The 15,501-nt window shown below is 65.0% G+C and carries 13 protein-coding genes; 7 read left to right on the top strand and 6 right to left on the bottom strand.

All coding sequences use genetic code 11. From position 1 onward, the window contains the following. Positions 1–44: 44 nt before the first annotated feature. Both KHP60_RS10965 and KHP60_RS10960 read right to left on the bottom strand, forming a co-directional pair. A complete protein-coding gene (locus KHP60_RS10965; protein ID WP_213563933.1) occupies positions 45–1,205 on the bottom strand; it encodes a cystathionine gamma-synthase in 1,161 nt (386 codons plus the stop codon). Beyond that, entirely contained in the window at positions 1,202–2,578 is a 1,377-nt protein-coding gene (locus KHP60_RS10960; protein ID WP_213563932.1) for a cystathionine beta-synthase, read from the bottom strand. The genes KHP60_RS10965 and KHP60_RS10960 overlap by 4 nt, the downstream gene beginning before the upstream one ends. A 480-nt stretch (positions 2,579–3,058) precedes the next feature. On the opposite strand from KHP60_RS10960, the gene msuE reads away from it, so the two are divergent. Beyond that, positions 3,059–3,643 (top strand): FMN reductase, encoded by a 585-nt coding sequence (gene msuE / locus KHP60_RS10955; protein WP_213563931.1) that lies wholly within the window; start codon positions 3,059–3,061, stop codon positions 3,641–3,643. A gap of 498 nt (positions 3,644–4,141) precedes the next feature. Here the strand turns inward: msuE and KHP60_RS10950 are convergent, their stop codons facing one another. Then, positions 4,142–4,447, bottom strand: coding sequence for a hypothetical protein (locus KHP60_RS10950; RefSeq protein ID WP_213563930.1), 306 nt, complete (start codon positions 4,445–4,447; stop codon positions 4,142–4,144). Positions 4,448–4,569: 122 nt separating this feature from the next. Between KHP60_RS10950 and galE the strand changes: the two genes are divergently transcribed. The 4 genes from galE (at position 4,570) to KHP60_RS10930 (ending at position 8,922) form a co-directional block, all read left to right on the top strand. Beyond that, positions 4,570–5,562 carry a UDP-glucose 4-epimerase GalE gene (gene galE, locus KHP60_RS10945; RefSeq protein ID WP_213563929.1) on the top strand — a complete coding sequence of 331 codons (993 nt, stop codon included), beginning with the start codon at positions 4,570–4,572 and terminating at the stop codon, positions 5,560–5,562. Positions 5,563–5,680: 118 nt separating this feature from the next. Next, positions 5,681–6,223, top strand: coding sequence for a DoxX family protein (locus KHP60_RS10940; protein WP_213563928.1), 543 nt, complete (start codon positions 5,681–5,683; stop codon positions 6,221–6,223). A 381-nt stretch (positions 6,224–6,604) separates the two neighbouring features. Beyond that, complete coding sequence (locus tag KHP60_RS10935; RefSeq protein WP_213563927.1) at positions 6,605–7,696, top strand: outer-membrane lipoprotein carrier protein LolA; 1,092 nt, start codon at positions 6,605–6,607, stop codon at positions 7,694–7,696. A gap of 251 nt (positions 7,697–7,947) precedes the next feature. Continuing rightward, positions 7,948–8,922: a phosphoribosylaminoimidazolesuccinocarboxamide synthase gene (locus tag KHP60_RS10930; RefSeq protein WP_213563926.1), complete on the top strand. Its 975-nt coding sequence runs from the start codon at positions 7,948–7,950 to the stop codon at positions 8,920–8,922. 90 nt (positions 8,923–9,012) lie between these two features. On the opposite strand, the gene KHP60_RS10925 is transcribed toward KHP60_RS10930, so the two are convergent. Next, positions 9,013–9,834, bottom strand: a complete 822-nt coding sequence (locus KHP60_RS10925) for a hypothetical protein (protein ID WP_213563925.1) — start codon at positions 9,832–9,834, stop codon at positions 9,013–9,015. A 1,307-nt stretch (positions 9,835–11,141) separates the two neighbouring features. Between KHP60_RS10925 and tyrS the strand changes: the two genes are divergently transcribed. Next, on the top strand, positions 11,142–12,395 hold the full coding sequence (gene tyrS / locus KHP60_RS10920) for a tyrosine--tRNA ligase (RefSeq protein ID WP_213563924.1): 1,254 nt from the start codon (positions 11,142–11,144) through the stop codon (positions 12,393–12,395). A 108-nt stretch (positions 12,396–12,503) separates the two neighbouring features. On the opposite strand, the gene KHP60_RS10915 is transcribed toward tyrS, so the two are convergent. Then, a complete protein-coding gene (locus KHP60_RS10915) occupies positions 12,504–13,334 on the bottom strand; it encodes an alpha/beta fold hydrolase (protein WP_213563923.1) in 831 nt (276 codons plus the stop codon). Between the two features lie 471 nt (positions 13,335–13,805). Here KHP60_RS10915 and KHP60_RS10910 point away from each other — a divergent pair, with 471 nt between their 5' ends. Beyond that, a complete protein-coding gene (locus KHP60_RS10910; RefSeq protein WP_213563922.1) occupies positions 13,806–14,765 on the top strand; it encodes a homocysteine S-methyltransferase family protein in 960 nt (319 codons plus the stop codon). On the opposite strand, the gene KHP60_RS10905 is transcribed toward KHP60_RS10910, so the two are convergent. Further along, the gene (locus KHP60_RS10905; protein WP_213563921.1) at positions 14,748–15,131 is read right to left on the bottom strand and encodes a DUF1622 domain-containing protein; all 384 of its coding nucleotides are present in this window, start codon (positions 15,129–15,131) and stop codon (positions 14,748–14,750) included. The genes KHP60_RS10910 and KHP60_RS10905 overlap by 18 nt on opposite strands. Positions 15,132–15,501 lie beyond the last annotated feature (370 nt).

Below are 15,501 nucleotides of genomic sequence, written 5' to 3'. Positions count from 1 at the left end.
GCGCTTGGGCCTTACATCGAACCGATGTCGATCCGTCGGGTCTCTCACCCCAAAGCCGAGCGCAGGTCTTCGATCAGATCGTCCGCATCCTCGATACCGACCGACAGGCGCACGAGGCCGTCGTCGATGCCGAGCTCGGCCCGCACGTCCGGCGGCACGGAGGCATGGGTCATGATCGCCGGATGTTCGATCAGGCTCTCCACGCCGCCCAGGCTCTCGGCAAGCGTGAAGAGCTGGCAACGCTCCAGGAAGCGTGTTGCACCGTCGAGGCCGCCCTTGATGCGGGCGGTGATGATGCCGCCGAAGCCACGCATCTGGCGCTTGGCCAGCTCGTGCTGCGGATGCGAGGCGAGGCCCGGATAAATCACGCCATTTACGTCCGGATGGTTTTCAAGAAACTGTGCGATCCTGAGCGCCGAGGTGCAGTGCCGCTCCATGCGCAGCGACAGGGTCTTGAGGCCGCGCAGGGCCAGGAAGCTGTCGAAGGGGCCGGAGACGGAACCGACGGCATTCTGCAGGAACGCGATCTTCTCGCGCACTTCCTGGTTCTGGCCGACGATCACCACGCCGCCGACCATGTCCGAATGGCCGTTGAGATATTTCGTGGTGGAATGCACGATGATGTCGAAGCCGAACTCGAGCGGGCGCTGCACGTAAGGACTGGCGAAGGTGTTGTCGGCGACGAGCCAGGTGCCGTGCCCGCGCGTCGCGGCCGCGATGGCTTCCAGGTCGGCGAGCTTCAGGAGCGGGTTGGTGGGCGTCTCGACCCAGACGAGCTTGGTGTTGGGTCGCAGAGCCGCCTTCACCGCATCGGGGTTGCCGAGATCGACATAGGTGATGTCGAGCCCGGCCGACCGCCTGCGGACGCGCTCGAAGAGGCGGCGCGTGCCGCCATAGAGATCGTCGGAGGCGACGATGTGCGAGCCATGCTCCAGCATGTCGAGCACGGTGGCGCTCGCCGCAAGGCCGGAGGAGAAGGCGAAGGCCGCAGTGCCGCCCTCGAGATCCGCGATGCAGCGCTCGAAAGCCATGCGGGTCGGGTTCTGCGAGCGGGCATATTCGAAGCCCTTGTGAACGCCCGGGCTCTCCTGGGCAAAGGTCGAGGTGGCGTAGATCGGCATCATCACCGCGCCCGTGGTGGGATCCGGCGACTGGCCTGCATGGATGCAGCGGGTGGAGAAATCGAGCTGGTTGCGGGCGGTCATTGGGCCTGGATCCGGAAGAAGTTGATGAGATCGATGCGGGTGGCGAGACCGACGAAGGACGCGCCGTCCATGATCACCGGCACGAGGCCGGCGGCGAAGAGGGGCAGAAGCTCCTTGACCGGAGCGTCGGCGGAGATCGTCTGAAGGCGCGTCACCATCACGTCCCGCACCGGCTTGTCGAAGACGCGCTGAGGAGCGCCCTCGTTGGCGACGAGCGCATCGAGAATGTCGCTCTCGTCGATCAGCCCGACCACCTGGCCATCGTCGATCACCGGCAGCTGCGAAATGTCGGAGGAGCGCATGCGGGCGAAAGCGGAACGCAGGGTTTCGCTGGGCGAGACGAAGATGGTGGCGCCTTCGCCGAAGGGGTTGATCACCACGTCGCGCGCGGTGCCGGTCGCCTTGCGGTCGAGCCAGCCTTCCTGCGCCATGAAGGCATCGTTGAACACCTTCGACAGGTACTTGGCGCCCGTATCGCACACGAGGGTGACGACCCGCTTGGGCTTGGTCTGCTCGCGGCAATAGCGCAGGGCCGCTGCTAGGAGCGTGCCGGAGGAGGAGCCTGCCAGGATGCCCTCCTTGCGCAGGAGCTCGCGGGCGGCCGAGAAGCTCTCCTTGTCGCCGATGGAATAGGCCTTCTTGACAAGGGAGAGGTCGCAGTTCGGCGGCACGAAATCCTCGCCAATCCCCTCGACCGCCCAGGAGCCGGCCTCGGTCATCCGGCCCGTCTCGACCAGCGGTGCGAGGATCGAGCCTGCCGGATCCGCCAGAACCATCGCGGTCTTGGGCGAGGCCTGCTTGAGAAAGCGCCCGACGCCCGTGAGCGTACCGCCGGAGCCGACGCCGACCACCACCGCATCCACATCGCCCTCCATCCCTTCCAGGATCTCGGGGCCGGTGCTCGCCTCGTGGGCGGCCGGGTTGGCGGGATTCTCGAACTGGTTGATGTAGACGGCCCCCGGGGTCTTGTTGGTGATCGCCTGGGCGAGGTCCTGGTAATAATCCGGGTGGCCTTTCCCCACGTCGGAGCGGGTGATGACGACGTCGGCGCCCAGGGCCTTGGCGTGCAGGACCTTCTCCCGCGACATCTTGTCCGGAACCACGAGGAGGGTGCGATAGCCCTTGCTGGCCCCGACGAGCGCCAAGCCGACACCGGTGTTGCCGGCGGTTGCTTCGACGATCGTGCCGCCGGGCTTCAGGCGCCCGTCGGCTTCCGCCGCTTCGATCATGGCGCGCGCCGGTCGGTCCTTGATGGAACCGCTGGGGTTGGCGCTCTCAAGCTTGAGGAAGAGCCTGCACGGACCGGTGTCCAGACTCGTCACCTCGACGAGAGGGGTTTTTCCGATGAGGTCCAGGGCTCCATGGGCAGACATTTAGCATCTTTCCAATGTAGAATAGATTATTTGTTTCTTTTCTGACGTGAAACAGGATTGTCCATACAGATGCATCTGTAGATTGTCACCTGTCGATCTAATCACTCAACTGCGATCCGCCGCCTTGGGTCTCCTGGGACCAAGGGCCTGATCTGCTTCGGTTGAAGCCCACTCGGCAGAATCTCCCAAAGCCCCGCAAAAGAGAAAAATTTTCTTTTTGTTCGGTTTAAAGAACAAACGCGTTGACAGAGCGGATATCGCAGATGAACCTGCTCTTGTTTTCGAGGCTGAAGAGGCTGCGAAAACCGCATGATCAAACGTAAGCGCATCGCGCGGAAATGTGGATCAGGTCTTCCGCATCAAACGATGCGCGACCGAAACGATTGAGTATCGGACGAGGATCAAAGGTGTATTCCACTTTTGAGTCCGTTGCTCGGATGCTGTGAAGCGTTGTCCGCTTCACATCGGAAAGGGTTCTCCATGACTCACCCTCGGATCGTCGGCATCGCCGGCAGCTTCCGCCGCCCGTCCAAGACAAGATCTCTTGTCGAAACGATCGGCGCCGAGATCGGGCGGACGAGGCCGGTCGACTTCGTCGTTCACGATCTGGTGGAAATCGGGCCTGGCCTCGGCAGTGCCTTTTCGCGCATGCAATTGGCGCCGGACGCTGCCCGCGTTCTCAGAGACATCGAGACCGCGGACGCCCTGATCGTGGGAACCCCTGTCTTCAAGGGATCGTATACAGGCCTGTTCAAGCATCTCTTCGACCTCGTCGAGCCGGACGCTCTGAAGGACGTGCCCGTGCTGCTGACCGCCACCGGCGGCGGGCTGCGCCACGCCCTCGTGGTCGAGCACTACCTGCGCCCGCTCTTCGGCTTCTTCGAGGCGCTCACGATTCCCACGGCCGTCTATGCGAGCGAGAGCAATTTCATCGACGGCACGCTCGTGGACGCCGCCGTGCGCGAACGGGCGTCGACGGCTGCCGCGCAGCTCTCGGCCGTGCTGGGCCAACGGGTCGAGCAGACCCACAACCGAGAACCGGTGCGGCTCGCCGCCGTCCGCTGAGGAGCGGCCCGCGTGAGCGGTCGCTCCTGAAGCGGCTTAGGCCGGCCGCATTCCTGTTCTGGTCAAAAGATCAAAAAGAAAGGGACCCGCGCCCGCGGCCGGGGCCCTCATTCATTCCGACGCGTCAGATCACGAACAAGTCCTTGCAGGTCAGCGTGAGGTTCTTCGAACGCTGCGCGAATGCCACGGCCTCAATCCGATCCGTCGGCATCGTAGCCAAGGACGCCCGTCTTCCTGTTGTCGATCAGGTCGTTGTCCTTCTCCCAGTCATGAGCATCGGGGCATTTTCCTCCGCGGTATCGGCCTGGTTGCGCAGAATTAAATCGGCATAACGGCCAAAGTGACATGGATCGATTTTCTACGCGTGGGACAGTTCGGAGTTGAAGGACTCGACGCCATGAACAGGCGCGATGCGGTTGAAGCATAGACCCGAATGGGACGAAGCCTTTTTGATAGGGCGCGATACCTCTGTCGATCGGCTTTCGCGCGAGCCCCTGATCACTTGATGAGATCGTAAACTTGTCCGGAACATTGGGCGACGAGGATGAGCAGAAGAATGCCGATGAACCAGAGCCAGGATCCGCTCCGCTGCGGCGTGGTGGGAGGCAGATGGGGCACATGAGGCCGGATGACAGGTGTCGGAGGCGCAGGCAGGCGCTCGATCAGTTCGGCCGATGCGGCGGCAATGCTGCCGGCCGTTCCGATGAATCTGAAGCTCACGGGAATTCCGCCGACGAAATCGACCTCGGCCGGCTGGACCCTGGCGTCATGATGAACCCACCAGTATTCCTTGCGATCGTCCATTCTGCAGTCTTCCAAGCTCAGGAGGTTGCCCGAACGGCTATTGGGCCTAGCTTGATCTGGAAATCCAGAGCCAATAAAGCCAGCGTGGCAAAAAAGGTAAGCAGGGTTTTTCAGGAGATTCCATGAACGTTCTCGTAACAGGCGGGGCAGGGTATATCGGCGGCCACATGGTCCTGGCCCTCCTCGATGCGGGCCACGAGCCGATCGTGTTCGACAATCTGTCGACCGGTTTCCGCTGGTCGGTTCCGGACGGCGTACCTCTCGTCGTCGGCGATGTGGGGGATTACGAGCTCGTCCTTCGGACGCTTCAGCAGCATCGGATCGATGCCATCGCGCATTTCGCCGCCAAGCTCATCGTGCCGGAATCCGTGTCGGATCCCCTCGGCTACTACCTGAACAACACGGTCAAGAGCCGCTCCCTCATGGCAGCGGCCGTCGCGGCAGGCGTGCAGAAATTCGTGTTCTCTTCGACCGCCGCCGTCTATGGCGACACCTCCGACAAGCCGATCGACGAGGACGCGCCCCTGGGACCTCTGTCGCCATACGGCAGCTCGAAGCAGCTGACGGAGGTGATGCTGCGCGATGTCGCGGCCGCCCATGACATGCGCTACGTGGTCCTGCGATATTTCAACGTGGCGGGGGCGGATCCCCTGATGCGCCACGGCCAGTCGACGGCGAATGCCACTCATCTGATCAAGGTGGCGGTCCAGACGGCGCTCGGCATGCGGTCGCACATGGAAATCTACGGCACGGATTACCCGACGCCGGACGGCACCTGCATCCGCGACTACATCCATGTGAGCGATCTGATCGCCGCCCACATGCAGGCGCTGACCCATCTCGACAGCGGCGGCGAGAGCCTCGTCATGAACTGCGGCTACGGGCACGGCTATTCCGTGTCCGAGGTCATCGAGACGGTCCGGCAGGTCTCGGGCAAACCGGTGGAGGCACGGATCGGGCCGCGGCGAGCCGGCGATCCGGCGACGATCGTGGCCGATCCGTCCCGCATCCGCTCCAGGCTGGGATGGGAGCCGCGCCATGACGATCTCGCGACCATCGTGGACCACACCCTGCGCTGGGAGACCATGCTCCGGGAAAGAAACCTCAGGCTCTGAAGACCGGTGGATCCCGGCCCGCCGCTAAGAGCGGGTTAAGAACCTCTGCCTCAAATGCTCGTCAGGCGGCCGGCCGATTCCCGGCCCCGCCGGAACTGGCGAGCGGAAGGGCGAAGGCATGGGCGAGGACAGAGGCGCGGGCATCAATGGAATTCTGCTGCTGAACCGCCTGCTTCTGGCAGGCTGCTTCCTGCCGGTCGCGATCGGGCGCCTTTCGAACATTTCCGGGCTTGCCGCCGCATTAACCCTGAAGGGCATGCCCTATGGCGATGCGGTGGCGACCATGATCGTCCTGGCCGAGGTGTTCGGGCCGCTGGCCCTGATCTTCGGGTTCGCACCGCGTCTGAGCGCCTCCGCTCTCATTGTGGCGCTGGTGGTGACGACAGGCACCCTGCATCGCTTCTGGGATTACGGCGGCCTCAACCGCCAAGCCGAGCAGGCGGTGTTCCTGTCTCACCTCGGGGTTTTGGCCGGTCTTCTCTTCTATGGCGTGACCGGCCCCGGCGCCTGGAGCTGGCAGGGCTGGTGGCGGGGCCTGAACGGCAAGGCGAAGCCCGCCAAGGGCAGGAAGAAGCAGCCGTCCCGCCCACGGACACCCAAGCCCCGGCCGGCGCCGACTCGCCCCGTGGCGGATGAGGACGAACTGGCTGATGCCGCCTGATATGCGGGCTCAGCCCGCGCTTCCCTTGCCGTCATCCACCCCGCCGTCGTCATGGCCGTCCCCGGACTTGATCCGGGGATCAGTCCCGGCCATCCCGATCGGACGAGCGCAGCGCTTCAGGCCATCGGGATCACCGGCACGAGGCCGGTGATGACGTGAGGAGGTTGGCGGTCCTTGATGAGTCGGACTCTCAGGATGAGGGCCTGGAAGGTGCCGAATATGGGGCCAGTCTCTGAGACCAAGCGCGCCCGCTCTGGACACGACTCGCTTTTGCCTGCAAGGCTCCTGCCTTCATTCAGCCTCTTATCCAAGCCATAAAGCATTGCTGTGCCGTGCTTTTGCGCACGGGCATCGGTGAACTTTCAGGTTAGCAGTGGCGTCATGCTCAATTCGTCTGTGCGTTGCATTCTTGGTCTTGCCGTCGCTCTTGCGTGCGCATCTCCCGCCGTTGCCCAGCAGCCCTCCGATCCCCTGACTCGCTTCCTCGACGGCGTTTTCAAGAGGCCTTCGGCTCCGGCCGGCAGCGCTCCCCAGCAGAATGCGCCGCAGGCAGCCCCCCAGCCGCCGGCTGCGGCGCGTCCTCAGGCGCAGCCGCAAGCGCGCCAGCAACAGGCGCCCAAGCCGAAGGCGACGGTACAGAAGCCTCAAACGCCGCCGCAGCGGGCCGCCCAGCCGCAACCGAAACCCGCGCCTCAGACCGCAGCGAAGCCCGAGTCCCGGCCGCAGGCGCCCGCTCCCGAGAAGGTGGAGGCGAAACCGGCCGCCCCCGAACCGCAGAAGCCCGCGGACGAAGCGCCCGTGCAGGCAGCCGAGCCGGCTAAACCCGCCACGCCGCCCCCGGCCAAGGTGGCGGAGCCGCCGAAGCCTGCCCGGTCCACCCCGGCGCCGTCCGCGCCTCCTCCGACCGCCGTCGCCGCCCCGTCCTCGGCCCCTACGCCGACATCCCCGCCCGGGCCCCGCACGCCCGATGAGGCTCTCGACCGGGTCAATGCCTATTTCAACAGCCTCGACGTGATGTCGGCTTATTTCGTGCAGAAGAACCCCAACGGCCAGCAGGCCGAGGGCACGCTGTCCATGCGCCGCCCGGGCCAGTTCCACTTCGCCTATGCCCCGCCGAGCACCCTCGAGGTGATCTCCGATGGGCGTAACGTGGCGATCCGCGACAAGAAGCTCGGCACCAACGACGTCTATCCCGTCGGGCAGACGCCCCTGAAATTCCTGGTCCAGGACAGCATCGATCTGGCGCGAGACACCAAGGTGCGCGACGTCCAGGTTGGCCGGGACGGCATGGTCACGGTCCGGTTCGACGACAGCGCGACCCTGGGCGGCACCTCGAAGATCACTCTGCGCTTCGACAGCCGGGCCAATGCGCTCAAGCAATGGACCATCATCGACGCCCAGGGGTACGAGACCTCTGTGACCCTGTCGGGCATCAACGCCACCTATCGCCGGGATGCCAGGGCGACCCAATAGCCGCGCTCCATTCTCCTCCCCGTCATGGCCGGCAAAGGGTCGGCCATCCCGATCCGAAGGCCGCAGGGCCTTATCTAAGCGGGATCACCGGGACAAGCCCGGTGATGACGTGGGGATGTTTCCGGTGCTCGCCGACTGTGCCCCTGAAAAAGCTGTTTCTGCCGGTTTGGGCCTAGCGTGCCGGGGATTTCGGTTTAGAACTCGGCCTGCGCGCCGCCGAGCGCGGCACCCGAATTTCCTGGCAGGTGAGCATGGTGGATAAAGCAGCCCTTGGAGCCTATACCGGTTACGTCCTCGAGGACGCGACCATCCCGGAACTGCCGAACCATTATCGCGGCAAGGTACGCGACAATTACGATCTGCCGGACGGGCGTCGCATCATCATCGCGTCCGATCGCATCAGCGCCTTCGACCGGAACCTGGCCGCCATTCCGCTCAAAGGTCAGGTGCTGACGCAGACCGCCAAATTCTGGTTCGAGGCGACGGCGGATATCTGCCCCAATCACGTGATCGAATATCCGGACCCGAACGTGCTCGTCGGCCGTCGGCTCACCATCCTGCCGGTCGAGATCGTGGTGCGCGATTACCTCGCCGGCACGACCGGCACCTCGATCCTCTCCCTCTACAAGACCGGCCAGCGCGAAATGTACGGCATCCGCCTGCCCGAGGGCCTGCGCGACAACCAGAAGCTGCCGCAGACGATCATCACGCCGACCACCAAGGCCTTCGACGGGGGCCATGACGAGCCTCTGACCGCGCAGGAGATCGTCGAGCGCGGGCTGCTGACCGCCGGGCAGTGGCAGACCGTTTCCGACTACGCCCTCGCACTCTTTGCGAAGGGCAGGGAACTGGCGCGCGAGCGCGGCCTCATCCTCGTCGATACCAAATACGAGTTCGGCATCGACGAGAGCGGCACGATCATGATCGCCGACGAAATCCACACGCCGGACAGCAGCCGTTACTGGTTCCTGGAGAGCTACCAGGAGCGCTTCGAGGCCGGCGAGCGGCCCGAGAGCTTCGACAAGGATTTCATCCGCACCTGGGTGGTCGCCCGCTGCGATCCCTACAGGGACGCGATCCCCGAGATCCCGCAGGACGTGGTGATGGAGACCTCGCGCGTCTACATCGACGCCTTCGAGCGCATCACGGGCCAGACATTTGTGCTGCCGCCGAAGGATGTGCCGGTGCTGGAGAGGGTGCGGCGGAATTTGAAGACGTATTTCTGAACTGCCACGTCGACGTTCACCTTCGCCGGGGGCATGGTCCCGAGCCTCTGGACGGCTCTGATGAAGGCGCGGAGGCACAGGTCCACCTGGTCAACGCGTTCCAATGATGATGACAGCCGGAACGCAGTCGATGAGGGCGATCCGTAGCACTTGACTGGCGACGTAAAAAAGGGGCGCAGAAGCGCCCCTTTCTCGGATTGAAGCTGCTCGGAGGTCAGCGCCTGCTGCCGCCGCCGCCGTCCCTGCCGCCGCCGTGGCCACCGCCATCTCCCCTGCCGCCGTCGCGGTCGCCGCTGCCGCCACCTCCATGGCCACCGTCGCGGCCGCCGCGATCTCCGCCCCGGCCGCCATCGTGACCGCCGTCACGGCCTTTGCCGCCATCGGATCCCTTGCCGCCTGAGCCCTTGCCGTCGGAGCCTTTGCCGCCATGGTCGTTCCCACCATGGTCCCTGCCTCCGTGGCCCTTGCCGCCGTCGCGGTCACCACCGTCGTGGCCTTTGCCTCCGCGGCCACCGCCGCGGCCACCGCCGTGGCCGTCGCGGTCGGGCTTCCCGTCATGGCCGCCGGACCAGCCGCCGCCCCCATGATGTCCGCCGTGGCCGCCACCGGACCAGCCGCCACCCGAATGTCCGCCGCCATGGCCGCTCCCACCACCCTGGTGCCCGCCGCCGTGGTGACCGCCACCCTGATGTCCACCACCATGGTGACCGCCGCCCTGATGACCGCCGCCCTGATGACCGCCACCCTGGTGACCGCCTCCATGATGTCCACCGCCGTGATGTCCACCGCCGTGGTGTCCACCGCCGTGGTGTCCACCGCCGTGGTGTCCACCGCCGTGGTGTCCACCGCCGTGGTGACCGCCGCCCGAACCGCCGCAACCGCACTGATTGCCGCCTCCCGGGTTCGTACCACCGCCGGGATTGGTTCCTCCGCCTGGAGTGCCGCCGCCGGGATTAGTTCCACCCCCAGGGTTGGTGCCACCTCCCGGAGTGCCGCCGCCCGGATTCGTGCCGCCACCGGGGTTGGTCCCCCCGCCTGGATTGGTCGTGCCGCCACCCTGATCGGGCGCGTTGCCGCCCGTGCTCGGTCCCGTACCGCCGCCCGCGCCGGCAGTGCCGCCGCCGGAAGACTGTCCGCCTCCGCCGCTCTGCGGTGGATTGTTGCTTCCGCTCGTTCCGCCGCCTGATGTGGGAGGATTGCCGCCGCCTGATGCGGGAGGATTGCTCGGACCGCCCGTGGCGGGGCCGGACGGCGGAGATCCGGCGAGGCTGGCGCTATCCCGCGGGCTTTCGCCTCTATCCCGGCTCGTGTTGATGAGGCCGGTTGCGTATTGAGCGCCTGGGTACGTCGGGCATTCCCACACCTGACGCGGACCGAAGAGGCCGCGGATCGTGACCGGCCGGCAGTTTTGCTGGAAGGAGGCGTCCACGTTCTCGGTATAGACAGGGGCAGCCCTGACACTCCGGCCCGTTGCGGGGGCCGCCCGGTTCGCCGCGGCACGGCTACGGGGCGCCACGGACCGCGTTCCGGCGGTTTCGGAGCGTCTCGCGGCGCGGATGCCAGGAGTAATCGCCTGCCGTGGTGCCGCGGCCGTGTAATGACCGGATGAAGTATTACGTGTAGTGTTCCGGGTACTTAAGTCTGCGGCGAACGCACTTGTTGAAGATAAAAGGGCGAAGGCCCCGATTAAAAGCCGGACTTTCATGAACGCTCCATACTCTTGGAAGTATTTGCCGAAACACATTCTCGGGCGGATAACGTCATCATCTTAGGCTAAGTTCAGGAAAAGCCTTGCAATATCCAGTATTAATACCTACGAAGTAATACTAGACTAAACTTCAGTAGGGATAGACCTAGCCCTTTAGGTCCCTGCCGGCGCGCTTGTGTTCGGCATGGGCGGAGGGCCGCGGCTTGGGCGGGAGGGCGCGATACGGCTTCGGTCTGCGGCAATCCGACAGCGGCTTCGCGGGTCTTGGCTGATCCAGCACCGGTCGGCGGACGCATCGCGCAGGAACCGATTGACGATGCGGCTCAGCGCACGTATTTTGCCCCCATGATCACCGGTCGCCACAGCTTCGTGAACTATTTTACGCCGTCCCCATAGGGCGGCTCCGTTCGGTTGCGACCAGACGTTCGATGCCGCCGCTCTCCGGCGGCATCTTCATTAGGTGATCAGGTCTCCGGGCAGCGGCTCCCGCCAATCCCCAGGAGACGAAAAGATGAGCACCCCAAGATCGACCTTCCTGAAGACGCTCGCCGAGCGCGGCTTCATTCACCAATGCACGGACCTCGGCGCCCTCGACGAGCGGCTCTCGGCCGGGCCGGTGGCCGCCTACATCGGTTTCGACGCCACGGCCGACAGCCTCCACGTCGGCAGCCTCGTGCAGATCATGACCCTGCGCTGGCTTCAGAAGTCGGGCCACAAGCCTGTCGTGCTCATCGGCGGCGGCACCACGCAGATCGGCGATCCGAGCTTTCGCGATGCGAGCCGGCCGCTGCTCGACAACGAGCAGATCGCCAGGAATGCCGCGGGGCTGAAGCGGGTCTTTTCCCGCTACCTCACGTTCGGCGACGGACCGACCGATGCGGTGATGGTGGACAATGCCGCCTGGCTCGATCCCTTGCGCTACCTGCCGTTCCTGCGCGATTTCGGCACCCACTTCACCATCAACCGGATGCTGAGCTTCGACAGCGTGCGCCAGCGCCTTGAACGCGAGCAGCCGCTCACGTTGCTAGAGTTCAACTACATGGTGCTCCAGGCGTTCGACTTCCTCGAGCTGTCGCGCCATCACGCCTGCGAGCTGCAGATGGGCGGCTCGGACCAGTGGGGCAACATCGTCAACGGCATCGAGCTCGCGCGCCGCATCGACCAGCGCCAGCTCTTCGGGCTGACGACGCCGCTGCTCACCACTTCGGCCGGGGCCAAGATGGGCAAGACGGCCAGTGGCGCCGTGTGGCTCAACGCCGAAAAGCTCAGTCCCTACGAGTTCTGGCAGTTCTGGCGCAACACCGAGGATGACGATGTCGCGCGCTTCCTGCGGCTCTTCACGGAGCTGCCGCTCGAGGACGTGCATCGTCTCGGCGAGCTGAAGGGCTCCGAGATCAACGAGGCGAAGCAGATCCTGGCCAATGAGGCGACGCGTCTCGCCCACGGAGAGGAGGCCGCACGGGACGCGGCCGACACCGCACGCCGCGCCTTCGAGAAGGGCGAGAACGCATCCGGGCTTCCGAGCATCGGTCTCTCCCGGTCCGAGCTCCATGGCGGCGTCACGGTCGCGCAGCTTCTCGTGCGCGCGGGCCTGTCAACCTCCAGGAGCGAGGCCCGCCGCCTGGTCCTCAACAGCGGGGCAAGACTCAACGGAACGGTCGTGCAGGACGCGGATGCCCAAGTCGGCACCGCGGATCTGACCGATGGGTCCTTCAAGCTGACGGCCGGCAAGAAGCGGCATGTGCTGGTGCATGTGAGCGATTGAACGGTTGCGTCCTCTCTCAGACGGGAGAAGGTGGTTCAGCTGGGCGAAACTTCCCCGTCATGGCCGGCCTCGTGCCGGCCATGACGGGGAGAGGAGTGTTGATGGGTCTCACCGAGCGCATCGTTGCGTCGCAAGAAACCGCGTGACCACCTTCGCCACATCCCTGGCCCGCTCGACGGGAAGCATGTGCGTCTCGTGCTCGAAGAGCTGCAGCTGCGCGGACGGAATGTGCCGCGCCGTCTCCTCGAGGGCCGCGACATCGAAGAAGGGATCGCGCGTCGCGCCGACGATCAGGGTCGGCGCCGCGACATGTGCGAGCCATGACGGGTCGCCGCCGAAATCCTCTCCCGCGACGGCATTGAGACCGCGGACGATCGCCGCGGGATCGTTCATCGTCTCATGCAGTCGCGTCCGCTCCTGCCTGAACCTCCAGCGGACCAGCCAATTGAGCCAGGGACGGCGGAAGACGAGGCCGAACTCGTCGAGAAATCCTTCGAAGTCGCCGGACCAGGCGCATGCGATCTGCCGGTCGACGCTGCGGCGTCCCTCCGGTGAGAAGCGGTGCGCACTCACCATCAGGATCATCTCCTTCACGAGATCGGGATGGTCCGCGGCAAGCCGTGCGGCGACGAAGCCGCCGAAGGAGATGCCCATCACGGTTGCGGGGCCGATCTCCTCTCGCAGGATCCGCGCGACGTCGTCGACGATGGTCGCGATGGAATAGCCGGCCGGTGGCGACGGCTCGTATCCCAGCACATGGATCGACCGCCCCTTGGGCAGCAGCCGGGCGATGCGCTTGGCGTCCCGGTGCGCACGCGCCGGAGTAGGGCGCCTGACGAAAGCCTGTCCACCGTTGAGCACGACGACGGGATGGGGGCCCGAACCAGATTGCACATAGGGAATCTTGTTCAGGAAGAGACCTGTTCGAAAGTCCTTCATGGGGGATACGCAATGTCGGAAGCGAGCCGGGCCGAGAGCGTGAAATCGTCTGATCGGTGCGGCTGCAGGGAAGTGACATCTGCCCGAAATGTCGCCTCCCATGGAGACGAGCGACGGAACGCTCCAGCCACGAGGCTGAAGCTGCCTGAACGGGCAGGAATGGAGCCGTCGGACACTGGAAGAGTGGCGACGGCTTGCGGCCGGGAGGAGGTTCCTAATCGGACTCGACTGTTACGTCAACTGCCGCGTTCGCACGGGTCGCAAGTTGAAGAATTCCACAGGACGATAGGGGAAAGATCTTGCGATTGCCCTAACGTGAGGAATGGCACATCAAGAGCGTGCGCGTTCGGGCAATCTCGCTGCCTGCCGCAGCCCGCGGTCCCGCATCGACGGACGGATCATGATGCGGATCCTTTTCTTGGATCGGGCTGACGGTGGACCCTTGTCGCAAGGAATGCGGGAGGCACTCCGATGACCAGCAGCCGATTTGCCTTTCCACCCTCGAGCGATGCGATCTTTCTCACCGATGGCGGTCTCGAGACGACTCTCGTCTTCCTCGAGGGTGTCGATCTCCCCTGCTTTGCGGCGTTTCCGCTTTTGCGGAGCCCGGAGGGGCAAGCCAGGCTCGAACGCTATTTCGAGCCCTATATCCGCACCGCCGTCGAGCACGACGTCGGGTTTATTCTCGACACGCCCACTTGGCGGGCCAATACGGATTGGGGCGCGAAGCTCGACGTCTCGGCCGACGACCTCGCGACCGTGAATCAGGATGCGGTGCGCTGGGCCTCCGGTCTGCGCGACAGGCTCTCCGACACCAGGGAGCGGATCCTGATCAACGGCGTCATCGGTCCGCGCGGGGACGGCTATCGACCCGATGCGCAGATGAGCGCGGAGGAGGCGCAGGCCTATCATGCGCCGCAGGTGGAAGCCTTTCGTGAGGCCGGGGCCGATATGGTGAGCGCCGTCACCATGAATTATGCCGAGGAGGCCATCGGCATCGCGCGCGCCGCGGAGGCGCTCGGTGTCCCCGTGGTGATCTCGTTCACGGTCGAGACGGATGGCAGGATGGCAACCGGCGAGACGCTCCACTCCGCCATCGAGCGGACGGACCGCGAGACCGGCCATGGTCCGGCCTATTACATGATCAACTGCGCGCACCCGAGCCACTTCGACGGGATACTGTCGGAGAGCGGCGGATGGACCCGGCGCATCCGTGGGCTGAGAGCCAATGCATCGGCTAAAAGTCACGCCGAACTCGATGAATCCACCGAGCTCGATCCGGGCGATCCCGGCGATCTTGCCCGGCGCTATCGAGGTCTGCGCCAGCGCATGACGCAGCTCTCCGTGCTCGGAGGATGCTGCGGCACCGACCATCGCCATATCGCGGCGATCTGCGAGGCCTGCGTTCCGGCCTCAGGCCGTGCGGCGTGAGGCGTTGTCGCTTTCACCTTTGTGTCGGTCCCAGGGCCAGCGGCCCTCGATCTCGACTTCCAGCGAGAAGCTGAGGAAGGTCCGGATGAGGACGATGCCACCGAGGATGAGGAGGCTCTGGAGCGTCGGCTCGATGGCCACCGTGTTGATGATGTCGGCGGCGACGAGGAATTCGAGGCCGAGCAGAATGGCCCGTCCCAGATTCGAGCGGTAGAGGTTGAACGCGTCCGATCCCGAGCGGCCGTGCAGGATCTGCCAGAGCACGGCGATGCTCGCTCCGAGGATCCCGAGGACGATGATGGCGATCCCGCCGACCTCGATGGCGCGAGTGGTCAGTTTGAGCGCCGAGAAGAACCAATCGTCCATGAGCAATCCTTGAGGTTCATGGACTGGATTCATAGGTCAGCCGGGCAAAGGCTCCAAGGGGAAGGTGCCTGAGCTGTTCCCCCGTTCGACCCCGCTCCAACCTCCCGTCCGAGAGGACGGCTCATGACGTGACTCTCTCGCCGTCATGGCCGGGCCTGTGCCGGCCATCCCGATCCGGTGAGGCGCGGTGCCTTTCCGATCGGGGTCACCGGCGCAGGGCCGGTGATGACGTGGAGGAGGTGATGACGCGGTGAAGCATGCCGCTGTCTTGGATTCCACCCTCCTGCGTCCTGCACCCGGCTTCGTTCCGCACCCACCTGAGTCACACCCTCTGCCGTCATGGCCGGGCTTGACCCGGCCATCCCGATCG

Origin of the sequence: Microvirga sp. 3-52, assembly GCF_018383585.1 — a bacterium.
Taxonomy (GTDB): Bacteria; Pseudomonadota; Alphaproteobacteria; order Rhizobiales; family Beijerinckiaceae; genus Microvirga.
Note: the sequence above shows the minus strand (reverse complement) of the source record. Positions and strands in the feature narration are given on the sequence as shown.